Annotated in this window: 15 protein-coding genes; 10 read left to right on the forward strand and 5 right to left on the reverse strand. The window is 63.0% G+C overall.

Translation table 11 applies throughout. The features are described 5' to 3' along the window. Window positions 1-23: 23 nt before the first annotated feature. Window positions 24-287 (forward strand): hypothetical protein, encoded by a 264-nt coding sequence (locus AC097R_RS04365; RefSeq protein ID WP_479596393.1) that lies wholly within the window; start codon window positions 24-26, stop codon window positions 285-287. On the opposite strand, the gene AC097R_RS04370 is transcribed toward AC097R_RS04365, so the two are convergent. Both AC097R_RS04370 and AC097R_RS04375 read right to left on the reverse strand, forming a co-directional pair. After that, window positions 284-1,552 (reverse strand): esterase/lipase family protein, encoded by a 1,269-nt coding sequence (locus tag AC097R_RS04370; protein ID WP_479596394.1) that lies wholly within the window; start codon window positions 1,550-1,552, stop codon window positions 284-286. The two genes, AC097R_RS04365 and AC097R_RS04370, sit on opposite strands and share 4 nt — an antisense overlap. Then, on the reverse strand, window positions 1,552-2,499 hold the full coding sequence (locus tag AC097R_RS04375; RefSeq protein WP_479596395.1) for a pseudouridine synthase: 948 nt from the start codon (window positions 2,497-2,499) through the stop codon (window positions 1,552-1,554). Before AC097R_RS04375 ends, AC097R_RS04370 begins: the two co-directional genes overlap by 1 nt. Before the next feature lie 171 nt (window positions 2,500-2,670). Between AC097R_RS04375 and AC097R_RS04380 the strand changes: the two genes are divergently transcribed. Genes AC097R_RS04380 through AC097R_RS04390 form a run of 3 tightly spaced genes read left to right on the forward strand, consistent with a single transcriptional unit; the run spans window position 2,671 to window position 4,541 of the window. Then, window positions 2,671-3,243 carry an NADPH-dependent FMN reductase gene (locus tag AC097R_RS04380; RefSeq protein ID WP_479596396.1) on the forward strand — a complete coding sequence of 191 codons (573 nt, stop codon included), beginning with the start codon at window positions 2,671-2,673 and terminating at the stop codon, window positions 3,241-3,243. A 45-nt stretch (window positions 3,244-3,288) separates the two neighbouring features. Continuing rightward, entirely contained in the window at window positions 3,289-4,203 is a 915-nt protein-coding gene (locus AC097R_RS04385; RefSeq protein ID WP_479596397.1) for a transglutaminase-like domain-containing protein, read from the forward strand. Further along, window positions 4,200-4,541 (forward strand): J domain-containing protein, encoded by a 342-nt coding sequence (locus AC097R_RS04390; protein ID WP_479596398.1) that lies wholly within the window; start codon window positions 4,200-4,202, stop codon window positions 4,539-4,541. The genes AC097R_RS04385 and AC097R_RS04390 overlap by 4 nt, the downstream gene beginning before the upstream one ends. 10 nt (window positions 4,542-4,551) lie before the next feature. Here AC097R_RS04390 and AC097R_RS04395 read toward each other — a convergent pair whose 3' ends face one another. Next, on the reverse strand, window positions 4,552-5,181 hold the full coding sequence (locus AC097R_RS04395) for an SPOR domain-containing protein (RefSeq protein WP_479596399.1): 630 nt from the start codon (window positions 5,179-5,181) through the stop codon (window positions 4,552-4,554). Between the two features lie 165 nt (window positions 5,182-5,346). Between AC097R_RS04395 and AC097R_RS04400 the strand changes: the two genes are divergently transcribed. Further along, window positions 5,347-6,690, forward strand: a complete 1,344-nt coding sequence (locus AC097R_RS04400) for a dicarboxylate/amino acid:cation symporter (protein WP_479596400.1) — start codon at window positions 5,347-5,349, stop codon at window positions 6,688-6,690. 13 nt (window positions 6,691-6,703) lie between these two features. Here AC097R_RS04400 and AC097R_RS04405 read toward each other — a convergent pair whose 3' ends face one another. Continuing rightward, on the reverse strand, window positions 6,704-8,275 hold the full coding sequence (locus AC097R_RS04405; protein ID WP_479596401.1) for an EAL domain-containing protein: 1,572 nt from the start codon (window positions 8,273-8,275) through the stop codon (window positions 6,704-6,706). Window positions 8,276-8,437: 162 nt separating this feature from the next. On the opposite strand from AC097R_RS04405, the gene AC097R_RS04410 reads away from it, so the two are divergent. After that, window positions 8,438-9,700 carry a protein kinase domain-containing protein gene (locus tag AC097R_RS04410; RefSeq protein WP_479596402.1) on the forward strand — a complete coding sequence of 421 codons (1,263 nt, stop codon included), beginning with the start codon at window positions 8,438-8,440 and terminating at the stop codon, window positions 9,698-9,700. A gap of 150 nt (window positions 9,701-9,850) precedes the next feature. After that, the gene (locus tag AC097R_RS04415; RefSeq protein WP_479596403.1) at window positions 9,851-10,372 is read left to right on the forward strand and encodes a DUF6988 family protein; all 522 of its coding nucleotides are present in this window, start codon (window positions 9,851-9,853) and stop codon (window positions 10,370-10,372) included. A gap of 366 nt (window positions 10,373-10,738) precedes the next feature. On the opposite strand, the gene AC097R_RS04420 is transcribed toward AC097R_RS04415, so the two are convergent. Beyond that, on the reverse strand, window positions 10,739-11,464 hold the full coding sequence (locus AC097R_RS04420) for a Crp/Fnr family transcriptional regulator (RefSeq protein ID WP_479596404.1): 726 nt from the start codon (window positions 11,462-11,464) through the stop codon (window positions 10,739-10,741). 161 nt (window positions 11,465-11,625) lie between these two features. Here AC097R_RS04420 and AC097R_RS04425 point away from each other — a divergent pair, with 161 nt between their 5' ends. The 3 genes from AC097R_RS04425 to AC097R_RS04435 are packed head-to-tail and all read left to right on the forward strand — an operon-like array spanning window position 11,626 to window position 15,299. Next, a complete protein-coding gene (locus AC097R_RS04425) occupies window positions 11,626-13,578 on the forward strand; it encodes an AMP-dependent synthetase/ligase (protein ID WP_479596405.1) in 1,953 nt (650 codons plus the stop codon). Next, a complete protein-coding gene (locus AC097R_RS04430; RefSeq protein WP_477888710.1) occupies window positions 13,575-14,357 on the forward strand; it encodes an ABC transporter ATP-binding protein in 783 nt (260 codons plus the stop codon). The genes AC097R_RS04425 and AC097R_RS04430 overlap by 4 nt, the downstream gene beginning before the upstream one ends. A gap of 12 nt (window positions 14,358-14,369) precedes the next feature. Next, entirely contained in the window at window positions 14,370-15,299 is a 930-nt protein-coding gene (locus AC097R_RS04435) for a branched-chain amino acid ABC transporter permease (RefSeq protein WP_479596406.1), read from the forward strand. Window positions 15,300-15,316: the final 17 nt, after the last annotated feature.

Below are 15,316 nucleotides of genomic sequence, written 5' to 3' on the forward strand. Positions count from 1 at the left end.
CATTCAGGGAAGAAACAAAGACCATGAAACCGGACCAGACCACGCCGCCCCCTGACAAGCGGGCGGCCACACCCTCCGCGGCCCCCAAGCCTTTTGACGGCTTGCTGGACCCCTTGCCCGTGCCCGAAGTGAGTGAGAGCGATACCGACACCGCCTGGGGTCTGTGGGAGGCCAGTGTGGGCGGCTTGCTGGATGAGGGCCAGCCTGCGGGGACGCCCCCGCCCCATGGCTACGAGCCCACCCAGCCGGCGGGCCTGGACGGCGAACCGCCGCCCGACAAACGCTAAGTTGGCCCCGCGCCCGGCGTCAGCCAGGCCAGTAGCTGCGCGGTTACCTCCGGGCGGTGCAGCAGCTCCATGTGGTTCATTTGGTAGGCAATGCACTGGTTGGGCTTGGCAAACACCAGATTGCGTTTCGCCTCGTCATGCAGGCCCAGCGCGCTGCGCAGCGGCACCAGGCCGTCGCCCAGCAGCCGGTCGGCCAACGCGCCGCGCTTGGTGGCGGTGGTGGCGGCCAGGGTGTAGCAGGCCACGCCCTCCGGCAGCGGCACGGGCACACGGCGGTCCGGTCCCTTTTGAAACCGGTTGCGGCCCTGCCAGTCCTGCGGGCTGACACAGCCATAGCGCAGATCGGTGATGCCGGCGCTGCGCAGCTGGCCCAGCTTGGCAAAGGGGCGCGAGTAGGGCGTGGCGCCCAGAATCACATCCACCCAATTGCCCGCACGCTCCAGCGGCGCGCCGTGGTGCGGCGTGCCCAGAAAAACGATGTTCTTCAACACCTGCAGCCACGCGGGTTGGCTGTCCCGCGCCTGCTGCACCGCGCTGCGGGTGACCAGCCCGCCCATGCTGTGCGCCAGCACGGTGATATCGCTCACCGGCACGGGCCACTGGGCCACCAGCTGCGCCAGCTCTGCGGCCAGCGCCGCGCCGTTGTCCGAGGTGTGCAGGCCGCTGTTGTAGCGCACGTAGACCGGGGTGTAGCCCAGCGCGGCCAGGGCCGTGGCGTGGCTGCGCACCTCGCCACTCGCCGTGGTGTGGGTCCACTGCAGGTCGTTCATGCACAGGCCGTGGAGGATGACGAGCAGCTTGCCGCCCACGGTGGTCTTCGCAGGCAGTGTGTCGGGCCGGGCCCAGTCCAGCACTTGGCCCGCGTGGCGTAGTTGCATGCGGGTGGCCAGCGGGTTGCCGCTGGCGGCCAGGCGGTCGCCAAGCACGCCGTTCAGGGCGGCCAGCACGGCCTCGCGTTGTGGGGTGTCTGGCGCTTCGGCATCGGCCGCGTCCAGCAGAGGCTGCAGCTTGCCCAAAATGGCTTCGGCGCCACTGCCCACCAGCTGGGTCACGCCCTGCACGGTTTGGTAAACCAGGCCGGTCAGGCCGCGCGTGGTGCCGACGGTTTTGCCGCCCGGTACGCCCATGCTGCCCCAGACGGACTGGTGCACGCCCTCGGCCATGCGGGCCACACCGCGGGTGGCCTGGGTGGCCAGTTGCACCACGCCGCGCAGGTCAGACGCGCGAAAGTGCTGCAGGGCCTTGGGCCGGGGGGGCAGTGCCATCAGAACTTTTCGTGTGGCTGCAGGTAGCGCCACTGGCCCACCGGCAGGTTGCCCAGCATGACCCGGCCCACGCGCACGCGCTTGAGGCCCACCACGCGCAGGCCCACCAGCTCGCACATGCGGCGGATCTGGCGCTTCTTGCCCTCGGTCAGCACAAAGCGCAGCTGCTCGGGGTTTTGCCACTCCACCTTGGCGGGCTTGAGGGCCTGGTCGTCCAGGCGCAGGCCGTGGCGTAGCAGCTTGAGTTTTTCGGGCGGGAACACGCTTTGCACATCGCTGCTCACGGGGTCGTCATCGTCAATGCGGCTGAGCTGCTGCACCTTGCCGCCATAGGTGGCGGCGGGCGAGTTGGCTGCTGCGCTGTTGGCCACACCGGTGTAGACCACGCGCACCAGGTATTCCTTTTCCATCACCGAGTCTTCGCCAATCAGCTGGCGCGCCACGCGGCCGTCCTGCGTCAGCACCAAGAGGCCCGTGGAATCGATGTCCAGCCGGCCAGCGGGCACCAGGCTCTTGAGCTGGCTGCCGTGGAAGAAAAAGCGGGCGTTGTCCTCGGCCCAGCGGTTTTGCGGCTGGATCAGGGTGATGGCGGGCTCGTGCCCGTCTTCGGCTTGGCCGCTGACCACGCCGATGGGCTTGTTCAGCAGGATGGTGACCTGGTTGGCCTGCTGGCCCTGGGCTTGTTTGTCGATCTCGATGCGCACGCCCGGCAGCACCTGCATGCCCATCTCGGCCACCTTGCCGTCCACTTTTACCCAGCCTTTGCCAATCCACTCGTCGGCCTCGCGGCGCGAGGCCATGCCCAACTCGGCCATGCGCTTGTTCAGGCGCACCGTGCCATTCGCGCCCTGGGCGGCGGTGTTGGCTTGGCCCGCGGGAATGGCGGCACGCGCAGGTGGTGGCGCGGCGCGGCGGAAGGTGGGAGCGGGCGGTTTGGAGTCGGTCATGGGTGCTATGTTTTTAGGAGCTGCTTGCGCATATTTTACGGGGGCTGGGTGCCAGTTTGTTGCACAAATTGCCGGGCCGGCCGCTTGGCGGACTTCGCTGCCGCTCTGTGCGCTTGCGAACGGTGGATGGGCGGCTACACGGGCAGCATGGGCTCTTTTGGGAGAAAACGCATGAGCCTTTACCGGATCGCCGTGTTGGTGGGCAGCCTTCGCCGGGACTCTTTCAACCGCAAGCTGGCCAGCGCCGTGGCCTTGCTGGCGCCCCCTGAATTTACGTTCCAGCAGCTGGCTCTGGACGACCTGCCGCTCTACAACCAGGACGACGACGCCCACCAGGCCGATGCGGTCAAGCGGCTGAAGGACGACCTTGCCAACGCCAACGCCCTGCTGTTTGTCACGCCCGAGTACAACCGCTCCATCCCCGGCGTGCTGAAAAACGCTATTGACCACGCCTCGCGCCCCTATGGCCAGAACTCGTGGGAGGGCAAGCCGGCCGGCATTTTGGGCGTGTCGGTTGGGGCTATTGGCACGGCACTGGCCCAGCAGCACCTGCGCAACATTCTGGCCTACCTGGATGCGCCCACCATGGGCCAGCCCGAGGCCTTTTTGCACGCCAAAGACGACTTCTTTGACGCCGACGGCAAGATCGGCCACGCCAGCCTGGAGTTCATGCAGGACTGGATGGATAGCTACGTCGCGTGGGTGAAAAAGCAGGTGGGCGAAGAATCCCCCGCCAACGGCTAAGCCCTCCACGGACCGCCGAACTTCAACCGCTGCAGGAGGTTCCACATGCTGCTGTCTCTGGACATTGACACCTACGCCCCGGCGGACGAAGCGCCGGCCGTCGCGCCTCCCCCGCCACCCCAGCCCATCCCGACGGGCACGGGACTGCAGGTTCGCGTGGGCTTTGAGATGGAGTACCTGTGCCCGGCGCCCACGCCGATGCTGCTGGCCCTCAGCATCCACTACACGCGCGCTGGCGACCTGATCGTGCCCGACTTGCTGCAGACCGAGCCCCCGGTGGCGGTGGACACCTACCGCGACACGTTTGGCAACTTGTGCAGCCGCATCGTCGCGCCCGAGGGGCGGCTGGTGCTGCGCACCGATGCGCTCGTGCACGACACCGGCCTGCCCGACGCCGTGGTGCCCAGCCTGCAGCAGTTGCCGGTGGAGCAGCTGCCCGAGGCGGTGCTGATGTACCTGATGGGCAGCCGCTACTGCGAGACCGACCAGCTCTCCGACATGGCCTGGCTGCGCTTTGGCAGCGGGCCCACGGGCTGGGCGCGGGTGCAGGCCATCTGCGATTTTGTGCACCGGCACATCGAGTTTGGCTACCACCACGCGCGCTGCACCCGCACCGCGCTAGAGGCCTACCGCGAGGGCCAGGGCGTGTGCCGCGACTACGCGCACCTGGCCATAGCGTTGTGCCGCTGCATGAACATTCCGGCCCGCTACTGCACCGGCTATCTGGGCGACATTCGCAGCCCGGCCTTGCCTGGGCCGATGGACTTTGCCGCCTGGTTTGAAGCCTATCTGGGTGGCCGCTGGTACACCTTCGATGCGCGCAACAACACGCCCCGCATCGGGCGGATGCTGATGGCGCGCGGCCGCGACGCCTGCGACGTGGCTCTGACCAACACCTTTGGCCCCAACACGTTGCGGCGCTTTTCCGTCTGGGCCGAAGAAGTGGCGCCCAGTCTATGACTGACGCCGAGCGTAGCGAAACCTTGTATGACCTGTTGGAGGTGAGCCCACGGGCCAGCACCTTGGTAATCCGGGCCGCCTACCGGTGCCTGGCGCAGCAGCACCATCCCGATAAAAATCCTGATGTGGTGGGCGCTGGTGGCAGGTTGGCCTATATCAACCAGGCCTATGCGGTGTTGTCAGACCCAGGGCGGCGCCAGCGCTATGACCGCACACTGGGCATCGTCAGCGGCGTGAACGAGCGCCGCGGTCTGGGCGTGCCTGCCACCGACAACTTTGAGCTGCGCGGCTCCGACCACCAGACCTCCAGACCCTTCGGCTTTCGCCCCCTGGGCTGATCTGGCCCGCTCAGTGTTCGAAGACGATGGCGTCCAGCTGCATGGCGTGGATCTTGGTGGCCGCGGTCTCGGCCAGGGCGCGGTTGCTGAACGGGCCCACGCGCACGCGGGTCAGCTTACCCTTTTTGGTCTGCAGGTCTTGGGTGAACACGGGCAGTTGCGCGTCCGCCAGCTTTTGCGATGCATTGCTGGCATTGCTGGGCACGGCAAACAGGCCCACATTGATATAGAACGCATGCTCCAGACCGCCAGCGGGGGCGGTCTTCACGGCTTTGGCACTCTTGCTGCCTTTGGCTCCCTTAGCGCCCTTGGCAGGCATGGTGGTGGGGGCGAGCGCGGGTGGGGGCGATGCGGGCGCCATGGCCGCCACGGGGGCGGTTTCGCTGGCGGCGGGCACCACCACCGGGTTCACCACGACCTCTTGTCGCGCTTCCTGCGGCGCGGTCTCTACAAACTGGGGCGGTGCTACTTGCGTTTTGGTGTCGGGCTCGGCCGCTGCGCTAGCCGGGGTAGGGTCGGATGAGAGCGTCCACGATTTGGGCCAGATCGAGCAACCCGACAGCAGCGCCGCACAGGCCAGGGCCAGCAGGCCGTTGCGCACGCGCGGGGTGCTGTGCAAAGAGGTCAACAGAGGGTGCATGGACAACTGCTTTCTGGATAAGGCGGATACGCAAAATGTAGCGCAAGCCTGGAGCGTCTAGGGTTAACCCTACTGATGAACGCCACAGTTGGCTGCGCGGGCGCCAAGCCGTATCGTTCGGGCCTGCTCTGATCGTCCCCTCCACCTCTTCGAAAGGCCCCGGCCATGTCCAAGACTGCTGCGCGCAAGCCCATCTACAAATCCCTCTATGCCCAGGTGCTGTTTGCCGTCACCGTGGGGGTGCTGCTGGGCCATTTTTACCCGCAGGTGGGCGCCGACATGAAGCCGCTGGGCGATGGCTTTATCAAGCTCATCAAGATGATCATTGCGCCCATCATCTTCTGCACCGTGGTGGTTGGCATTGCCGGCATGGAAGACATGAAGAAGGTGGGAAAGACCGGCGGCTTGGCGCTGCTGTACTTTGAAGTGGTGTCCTCCGTGGCGCTGATCATCGGCCTGGTCGTGGTGAACCTGTTGCAGCCTGGCGCGGGCATGCATGTGGACGTGGCCTCGCTGGACACCAAGGGCATCGCCGCCTACACCGGCCCCGGCAAGATGCAGGGCACGGTGGACTTTTTGCTCAACGTCATTCCCACCTCGGTGGTGGATGCGTTTGCCAAGGGCGAGATCCTGCAGGTGCTGCTGTTCTCGGTGCTGTTTGGCTTTGCGCTGCACAAGTTCGGCGGGCGCGGTACCGTGGTGTTTGACCTGATCGAGAAGACCTCGCACGTGTTGTTCGACATCGTCGGCATCATCATGAAGGTAGCCCCCATCGGCGCCTTTGGTGCCATGGCCTTCACCATCGGCAAGTACGGCGTGGACTCGCTGTTCTCGCTTGGCAAGCTCATGGGGGCGTTCTACCTGACCTGCCTGTTCTTCATCTTCGGCGTGCTGGGCATCGTGGCCAAGCTGCATGGCTTCAGTGTGTTCAAGTTTGTGCGCTACATCAAGGAAGAGCTGCTCATCGTGCTGGGCACCTCGTCCAGCGAATCGGTGCTGCCCCGCATGATGGAAAAGCTGGAGAACCTGGGCGCCCGCAAATCGGTGGTGGGCCTGGTTATTCCCACCGGCTATTCGTTCAACCTGGACGGCACCTCCATTTACCTGACCATGGCCGCGATATTCATCGCCCAGGCCACCGACACGCCGCTGGACCTGATGCAACAAATTACCTTGTTGGCCGTGCTACTGTTGACTTCCAAAGGTGCGGCTGGCATTACCGGCAGCGGCTTCATTGTGCTGGCGGCGACGCTGTCGGCCGTGGGCCATGTGCCCGTGGCGGGCCTGGCGCTGATTCTGGGGATTGACCGCTTTATGTCCGAAGCCCGCGCGCTGACCAACCTGGTGGGCAACGGCGTGGCCACGCTGGTGGTGGCCAAGTGGACGGGGGATCTGGACATGCAACGCCTGCACGCTGGCCTGAACCACCCCACCGTCCAGGAAGCCCAAGACCCCGAAGCCATCCTGGACCAGCGCGTGGACCACATGGCCGTGTCCACCAAAGGCTGATCTGCCAGGGGCGCTAGCCTGCCGCAGGCTGCCTTTGGCGCGCGAGTTCCTGGGCTAGTTGTGCCATGCCCATGGGCTTGGCGTACAGCCAGCCCTGGCCAAACTGCACGCCATGGGCTTGCAGATAGTCGGCCTGCTCCTGGGTCTCAATGCCCTCGGCAATCATCTGCAACCCGAGCGACTTGGCCATTTCGATGATGTGGGCGATCACATGGCTGGTCACCGCCTGTTGGCCAATGGTGCCAACAAAGCATTTGTCGATCTTCAGGCAGTCCAGCTCCAGCTCGGTCAGGTAGGACAGACTGGAGTAGCCCGTGCCGAAGTCGTCGATGGACAGGGAATGCCCCTGCGCACGCAGGGCTTCGACGGCCTTGCGCGTTTGCTCCACATGCAGGAATACGCGCTCGGTTGCCTCTACATGCAGGCTGCGAGGGTGCACTTGCATTTTTGCGGCCGCCGCACGCAGGCGCTCCACCATCGCAGGATTGCAAAAATCCTGGGCTGAAAAATTCAGGGCCACATGGAAATCGGGGTAGGTGCGCAGCAATTCGCCAGCGTCTGCTTCCACCAGCTCGATCACGCGTTCGGTCACCCGCTCGATAAAGTGGTAGCGCTCTGCCACTGGGATGAAGATATCAGGGCTCACAAATTCCCCGCTGGACTTTTGCCAGCGCAGCAGCGCCTCCACCCCTATCCATGCGCCTGAGCGGAGGTCCACGATGGGCTGGTACACCAGAAACAATTCCTTGTGCTTCAAGGCGTGGCGTAGCGCGGCAGGTATGGCGCCTTGCAAGCGAACCAGTTGGGCCACCACCACCGCCAAAATGATGGCGGTCCCAATGCCAATAGGCAACATGAACCACAGCACGCGCTTCCAGCCGTCGTCAATCTCACTGCCAGGGATGGCCACATACGCGGCGTAGTCGAACCGATCGGAACGTTTCCAGGCAACCACGCGGGATCCATCGAAGAAGGTAGTCTCGTACGAGTTGCCGATGCGAGGGAACCAATCCGGGTTGAACATCCCTCTGTGGAAAAGCTCTTTCTTGCGCGCTACACCCAGCAAACCGTAAGTCAGATTGCCATGGTCGGGGACTGCGTCCACCACCGTGCCCTCATGAATCAAGGCGGCAAAGCCGGTTTTGGGGTCCGATGTGATGACCAGGCGTGAACCGGGGAGCAGGGGGTGTTCCACCTGTGCCCAGATGTTGTAACCACCGCTGCTGATGTAGCTTCGCGGGCCGATGACGTACCCGTCCCGCCCAAACGACGAGCACACCATGTGTTCGTTCTCAACATAGCCCACGTCCAGCAGCAAATTCGACTGGATCACCAGCTTGCGCATCAGATTCAGGTTGTGTTCAGAGCAGGGCGGGCCTGCCGGGGCAGCGTCGAGTTCTGTGAACACCACTTTGAGCTGGTCGCTGACCTTGTGCGCGCGGCTCAGAATATCGGCCGCAATTGTGCTGGCCCGCTCCCGCTGATGCTCCAGGCTCTTGTGCTCGGCCAGCACGATGGCAACCACGATTGGCAGCATCACCGCCACCAGGCCGGCACCGTACAAGGCTGCGAGTCTCAGCTTCATGGATCGCATGCGGTGCCGTCCCGGAGTGGTTTCAAAGATGCCAGATTCTAAGTTCCCCATGCACCCTGGGGTTGATATCGCCGCATGTCTCGTTACAACCGGACATGCGCATGGAATGTGCAAGCGATATAGTTAACCCATTCCCGTTTATGAGGTGCAGGTTTGAAGATCCTTGTGGTGGAAGACGAGGCCGGCATCCGTGGCAATCTGGTCATGCTGCTGCGCATGGAAGGCTTTGAGCTGGTCGAGGCCGCCAATGGCGAAATGGGCCTGGCCCTGGCGCGCCAGGAGATGCCCGACCTGATCCTGTCCGATGTGATGATGCCCGAGCTGGACGGCTATGGCTTTCTGGAAGCCCTGCGCGCTGACCCGCAAACCGCGGCCATTCCCTTTATCTTTCTCACCGCGCGCTCTGACCGCGCCGACCGCCGCCGCGGCATGAACCTGGGCGCCGACGACTACCTGGGCAAGCCCTTCACGCGCGACGAGGTGCTGGAGGCCGTGCACGCCCGCATCAAGCGCGTGCAGGCGCTGGAAAAAACCAACCCCAATGCACCCGACACCACCCATTCGGCGGGGCCAGCACCCATCAAGGGTTACAAGGTGCTGCGCACGCTGGGCGCGGGCGGTATGTCAGAGGTACTGCTGGCCGTGCGTGAGGCCGATGGCCTGGAGGTGGCGCTGAAGCTGCTGGACACGCGCCAGCACCAAGATGCCATGCTGCTGCAGCGATTCATTCAGGAATACGCGCTGCTGGAGCAGATCAACCACCCCAACGTGGCGCGCATTTTTGACCACGGCTTTACCGACGAGCACGCCTTCATCACCATGGAGTATTTCGCCCATGGCGACATCAAGCGCCGCATTGCGGCCGGGCTGTCGCCGTTCGAATCGCTCTCCATCGCGCTGCAGGTGGCGTTTGCGCTGTCGCAAATCCACGCGCTGGGCATCGTCCACCGCGACGTGAAGCCCGACAACCTGATGCTGCGCGCCGACGGCAGCGTGGCGCTGATCGACTTTGGCGTGGCCAAGCACATGGGTGACGAGCTGGAGAAAACGCAGCAGGGCGACATCGTCGGCTCGCCCTATTACCTAAGCCCCGAGCAAGCCAGCGGCCGCCCGGTCAGCCCGGCCAGCGACATTTACAGCCTGGGCGCCATCTTTTTTGAGATGGTGACCGGCAAGCGCCCCTATGTGGCCGACCACATGGAGGCGCTGCTGTACCAGCATGTGCACGCCCCCATCCCGCGCTTTGAGCCCAAGTTTGCAGAGTTCCAGCTGCTGCTGGACAAGATGATGCACAAGGACCCCGCCCAGCGCTTCCCCACCGCCCAGGCCCTGGCCGATTTCATCGCCAGCGGCTGGCCCACAGTCATCCGGCTGATGGAGGCCAAGTCTTTGTCGCATGGGGCCAAGCCGGCTTAATGCTATTGAATTGGTAGCTGCTGGCGCAATGGATACGGGGGCTAGGGGCTTGTTTTTCTCTTAACTACCCTTGGTTAGCGACTAGCTCGTGCATCTCAAGAAGCGGCTGTTCGGCGACACTTTATTTGCATGTATTTGTGAGGAGTTTCAATGCTAGCTGGCCCACCACCCTATTCAGATGAATTGAAAACGCTTCTTGGGAAAGCTAAAGAATTGAGCAACTGGATAGCTCAACGTTATGACAGTCAAGAAATTCCGAATCGGCAAATAAGTCTTATCCCTGGGCTTTTGTTCGATCTTGTGATCGAACACCATGTTGGAATTGTTGGGCTGGTCGATCATCATGTGAATGGCTCTGCTTTCGCGTTGTTGAGGGCGGCGATGGAGGCATTTGTAAGAGGTGTCTGGCTTCAACTCTGCGCAACTGAAGAGCAGATTAAGACTTTCTATGAAAAAGACAGGCTTCCGGAGAAGCTTCATTTTGGTGATTTGATTGGTGAAATTGAGGCGCAACCGGACTTCACGGACAAACTACTTTCCCAACTTAAACATTCATCATGGAAGGCTATGAACAGCTACACACATGGAGGAATGCTTCAACTTAGTCGACGAGTAAAAGATGGCGGAGTTATTGAGCCCAATTTTGGCGATGAAGAAATTGGAGAGTGCTGAAGGCAGCTGGATTGTTTGCGTTGATCGCGCTTCGCCAAATAGCAAGACTTTCCAATGACAAAACCTTAGAGGCAGAGATAGACGCGAGGTTGGTTGGCTGAGCTAGGTTGCGTACTGTTTATTGATTTGAGGTAGGTGGTTCGGGTGTCCGTTCGCAGGCCCTCATTCGCGGTTGCCACAGAGCCAGCGCACCAACCCACTCCTTCACGACACAAAGCAGGCAAACCCAAAACAGCCACCCGCGAGCAAGGCCGGAGAACGGATACCCGGGCCGCCTGCCCCGCCCACCCGGCAGCGTGAAACCCACACTCACCCAAAACCAAGCCACTACAAAAACAATAGCTGCTAGCGCAATGTATACGCGGGCTAGGCAGTGATTTGACGCGTAAACACCCGCGACCGCAGCGCCTGCAAATCCAGCACCCGCAGGCCCCCATATTCCACCCGAATAAAGTTCTGCGCCTCCAGCGCATTCAGCGCCTCGTTGACCCGCTGGCGGGACAGGCCCACCAGGTAGGCCAGCTCCTGCTGGGTGATGCGCAGCACCTCGCCCACGCCGGGATACAGCACTGGGTTAAACAGCGACGCCAGGCTGCGCGCCACGCGGATGTCGGGGTTGGTCATGCGGTCGATCTCGCGCGCGGCGATAAACTGGCCCAGACGCTCGTTCAACTGGTTCATCACAAAGCGGTTGAAGCCGATGGAGTGGTCCAGCAGCCAGTGGAAGGTGTCTACATGCAGGCCCGCCACCAGGCTCTTGCGCAGCGCCTGGATGTTGTAGCGGTAGGTCTCGCGCTTCAGGGCCGTGCCTTCGCCAAACCAGCCGCCTGGCGGCACGCCGGTGAAGGTCATGGTCTGGCCCTCGGCGTTGTCGGTGCTCATCTTCAACAGGCCGTCCACCACGCCAAACCAATACGTCACCGGGCGGCCCATGCGGCACAGGTATTCGCCGGGTGCGGCCTCGGCAATGCGCAGGTCGTCCACCGCGCGCTGGCGTTCATCGGGCAGCAGCACTTGCAGCCACGGAATGGCCGCCAGCTCCCCCTCGGTGAGGGGGCGGCGGCGCTGGTGCAGGGTTGCGTCGGCAGTCATGGACAGGCCTTGTAAGTTGCGAATAAGTGAAGGGAAAACACCTACCGAGAAAAGCACAAATTGTCGTCCAAACGACAACTTGGCGTCAAACCCGGTCCTACCATTCCGCCCATACCAAGCCCGCGTCACACAGGTGACCGGCCATAACGAGGTGACACGCAATGGGTACGCACACGACATTTCCGCAGCTGCTGCTGCAGCACGCCAGCCAGCGCCCGCAGGCGCCGGCCATGCGTGAAAAGGAATACGGCATCTGGCAGGCGCTGACCTGGGTCGACCTGGCACAGATGGTGGAGCAGATTGCCGCGGGCCTGCACCAGGCCGGGCTGCGCCGCGATGACCATATGGTGGTGGTGGGCGCGAACCGCCCCCGGCTGTACGCCACCATGCTGGCCGCGCAAAGCCTGGGCGCCGTGCCTATTCCGCTGTACCAGGACGCGGCTGCGCCCGAATGCGTGTTCCCCATCAACAACGCCGACGTGCGCTTTGCCTTTGCCGAAGACCAGGAGCAGGTGGACAAGCTGCTGGAAGTGCGCACCCAGTGCCCGCAGTTGGCCCACATTTACTTTGACGACCCGCGTGGCCTGCGCCACTACGACGAGCCTGGCTTGGAGGCGCTGGACGCACTGCAGGCCAGCGGCCGCGCGTTTGCCGCCGCGCAACCCAATTTCTTCAAGGGCGAGATTGCCAAGATCGCGCACACCGATGTGGCAGCGATGTTCTTCACCTCTGGCACCACGGGCAACCCCAAGGGCGTGGTGCACACGCATGACTCACTGCTGAACCGCGCCCGCGCCGGTGCCGAGTTCGATCGGCTGACGGGCGACGAAGAGGTGCTGGCCTATTTGCCTCCCGCCTGGATTGGGCAAAACATCTTTAGCTACGCGCAGTGGCTGTCGTGCGGCTATGTGGTGAACTGCCCCGAGAGCAGCGCCACCGCCACCATCGACCTGAAAGAGATTGGCCCCACCTACTACTTTGCACCGCCGCGCATTTTTGAAGGCCTGCTGACCAGCGTGATGATCCGCATGGAAGACGCAGGCGCCATCAAGCGCCATATGTTCCATTACTTCATGGGTGTGGCCAAAAAAGTGGGCCCCGCGCTGATGGACGGCCTGCCCGTGTCGGCCGCCGACCGCGCGCTGTATGCGCTGGGCAATGTGCTGGTGTACGGCCCGCTGCGCAATACGCTGGGCTTTAGCCGGGTGCGCGTGGCCTACACCGCGGGTGAGGCCATTGGCCCGGACCTGTTCACCTTCTACCGCTCCATCGGCATCAACCTCAAGCAGCTCTACGGCTCTACCGAGACCGCGGTGTTTGTGTGCCTGCAGCCCGACAACCAGGCCCGCGCCGACACCGTGGGCGTGCCCTGCGAGGGCGTGGAGATCAAGGTGGCGGACAACGGCGAGATCCTGATCAAGTCGCCCGGCCTGTTCACCGCGTACTACAAAAACCCCGCCGCCACGGCCGAGGTGCTGACGGCCGACGGCTGGTACCACTCCAGCGATGCGGGCTTTATCGACGCGCAGGGCCACCTGAAGATCATTGATCGCGTGAAAGATGTGGGCCGCATCCAAGGCGGGGCGTTTGACGCCGCCATGTTTGCGCCCAAGTACGTTGAGAACAAGCTGAAGTTCTTCCAGCATATCAAAGAGGTGGTGGCCTATGGCGACGGTCGCGACCAGGTGTGCGTGCTCATCAACATCGACTTTGACGCGGTGGGCAATTGGGCCGAGCGCCGCAACCTGCCCTATGCGGGCTACACCGACCTGGCGCAGAAGCCCGAGGTCTACCAGCTCATCAAGGAATGCGTGGAGAAGGTCAACGCCGACCTGAGCGCCGATGCGCTCTTGGCCGGCAGCCAGGTGAGCCGCTTTCTGGTGCTGCACAAAGAGCTGGACGCCGACGATGGCGAACTCACGCGGACCAACAAGGTGCGCCGCGGTTTCATTGCCGACAAATACGACGTGCTGGTAGACGCGCTCTACAGTGGCAAGACCAGCCAGTTCATTGAAACCCAGGTCAAGTTTGAAGACGGGCGCACCGGCAGCGTAAGCGCCACGCTGCGCATCGACGACGCAAAGACATTCGCACCCGTGAAGGCAGCGGCATGAGCAAGAAAATAGGTGACGTCATCCTGGACGTGAACAACATCTCGCTGCGCTTTGGCGGCGTGAAGGCGCTGACCGACATCAGCTTCAATGTGCGCGAGCATGAGATCCGCGCCATCATTGGCCCCAACGGAGCGGGCAAGAGTTCGATGCTGAACTGCATCAACGGCGTGTACGCGCCGCAAGACGGTGCCATCACCTTCCGCGGCCAGACCTTCAAGCACATGAACAGCCACCAGGTGGCCAGCATGGGTGTGGCCCGCACTTTCCAGAACCTGGCGCTGTTCAAGGGCATGAGCGTGCTGGACAACATCATGTCCGGGCGCAACCTGAAGATCAAAAGCAACATCCTGCTGCAGGCCCTGCGCATTGGGCCGGCGGAGCGCGAAGAGATACAACACCGCGAAGCGGTGGAACGCATCATCGACTTCCTGGAAATCCAGGCCTTTCGCAAAACACCGGTGGGCCAGCTTCCTTACGGTCTGCAAAAACGGGTGGACCTGGGCCGCGCCCTGGCCATGGAGCCGCAGGTGTTGCTGCTGGACGAACCCATGGCCGGCATGAACGTCGAAGAAAAGCAGGACATGTGCCGCTTTGTGCTGGACGTGAATGACGAGTTTGGCACCACAGTGGTGTTGATCGAGCACGACATGGGTGTGGTGATGGACATCAGCGACCGCGTGGTGGTGCTGGACTACGGCAAGAAGATTGGCGACGGCACGCCCGACGAGGTGCGCAACAACCCCGACGTCATCAGCGCCTACCTCGGCACCAGCCACTAAGGACTTCTCACCATGGCTTTCTTCCTCGAAACCCTTCTCGGCGGCCTCATGGCGGGCATGCTGTATTCCCTGGTCGCGCTGGGCTTTGTGCTGATCTTCAAGGCCTCGGGCGTGTTCAACTTTGCGCAGGGCGCCATGGTGCTGTTTGCGGCACTGGCCATGGCGCGCTTTGCGGAATGGATTCCGCTGTACCTTGGCATTGCCAACCCCATCGCCGCCAATGTGCTGGCCTTTGGCGGTGCGGGCGTGGTCATGTTCGTGGTGGCTTGGGTGATTGAACGCCTGGTGCTGCGCCACCTGGTGAACCAGGAAGGCACCACGCTGCTGATGGCCACCCTGGGCATCACCTACTTCATGGAAGGCCTGGGCCAGACCCTTTTTGGCAGCAGCATCTACAAGATCGACATCGGCATGCCCAAAGACCCGGTGATGATTTTGGAGAGCACGTTCGAGGGCGGCATCCTCATCAACAAGGAAGACCTGTACGCCGCGCTGATTGCCGCCGCACTGGTGGCGCTGCTCAGCGTGTTCTTCCAGAAGACCGCCACGGGCCGGGCCCTGCGTGCGGTGGCCGACGACCACCAGGCCGCCCAGTCCATCGGCATTCCCCTCAACCGCATCTGGGTCATCGTCTGGTGCGTGGCTGGGGTGGTGGCGCTGGTGGCCGGAATGATCTGGGGCAGCAAGCTGGGCGTGCAGTTCTCGCTGACCACGGTGGCGCTGCGTGCGCTGCCGGTCGTCATCCTGGGCGGCCTCACCTCCGTGCCCGGCGCCATTGTGGGCGGGCTGATTATTGGGGTGGGCGAGAAGCTGTCCGAGGTCTACCTGGGCCCATTTGTGGGCGGCGGCATCGAGATCTGGTTTGCCTATGTGCTGGCGCTGGGCTTTCTGCTGATCCGGCCGCAGGGCCTGTTTGGCGAAAAAATCATCGACCGCGTTTGAGACCGTTACAACGATAA

The organism is Rhodoferax sp. ZS1R25, from assembly GCF_056521335.1.

Coding starts and splice junctions, on each gene's coding strand:
- AC097R_RS04390 (WP_479596398.1), top strand. CDS start 4,200: ATGACTGACGCCGAGCGTAGCGAAACCTTGTATGACCTGTTGGAGGTG.
- AC097R_RS04420 (WP_479596404.1), bottom strand. CDS start 11,464: ATGACTGCCGACGCAACCCTGCACCAGCGCCGCCGCCCCCTCACCGAG.
- AC097R_RS04365 (WP_479596393.1), top strand. CDS start 24: ATGAAACCGGACCAGACCACGCCGCCCCCTGACAAGCGGGCGGCCACA.
- AC097R_RS04400 (WP_479596400.1), top strand. CDS start 5,347: ATGTCCAAGACTGCTGCGCGCAAGCCCATCTACAAATCCCTCTATGCC.
- AC097R_RS04415 (WP_479596403.1), top strand. CDS start 9,851: ATGCTAGCTGGCCCACCACCCTATTCAGATGAATTGAAAACGCTTCTT.
- AC097R_RS04385 (WP_479596397.1), top strand. CDS start 3,289: ATGCTGCTGTCTCTGGACATTGACACCTACGCCCCGGCGGACGAAGCG.
- AC097R_RS04395 (WP_479596399.1), bottom strand. CDS start 5,181: ATGCACCCTCTGTTGACCTCTTTGCACAGCACCCCGCGCGTGCGCAAC.
- AC097R_RS04370 (WP_479596394.1), bottom strand. CDS start 1,552: ATGGCACTGCCCCCCCGGCCCAAGGCCCTGCAGCACTTTCGCGCGTCT.
- AC097R_RS04375 (WP_479596395.1), bottom strand. CDS start 2,499: ATGACCGACTCCAAACCGCCCGCTCCCACCTTCCGCCGCGCCGCGCCA.
- AC097R_RS04430 (WP_477888710.1), top strand. CDS start 13,575: ATGAGCAAGAAAATAGGTGACGTCATCCTGGACGTGAACAACATCTCG.
- AC097R_RS04405 (WP_479596401.1), bottom strand. CDS start 8,275: ATGAAGCTGAGACTCGCAGCCTTGTACGGTGCCGGCCTGGTGGCGGTG.
- AC097R_RS04425 (WP_479596405.1), top strand. CDS start 11,626: ATGGGTACGCACACGACATTTCCGCAGCTGCTGCTGCAGCACGCCAGC.
- AC097R_RS04380 (WP_479596396.1), top strand. CDS start 2,671: ATGAGCCTTTACCGGATCGCCGTGTTGGTGGGCAGCCTTCGCCGGGAC.
- AC097R_RS04435 (WP_479596406.1), top strand. CDS start 14,370: ATGGCTTTCTTCCTCGAAACCCTTCTCGGCGGCCTCATGGCGGGCATG.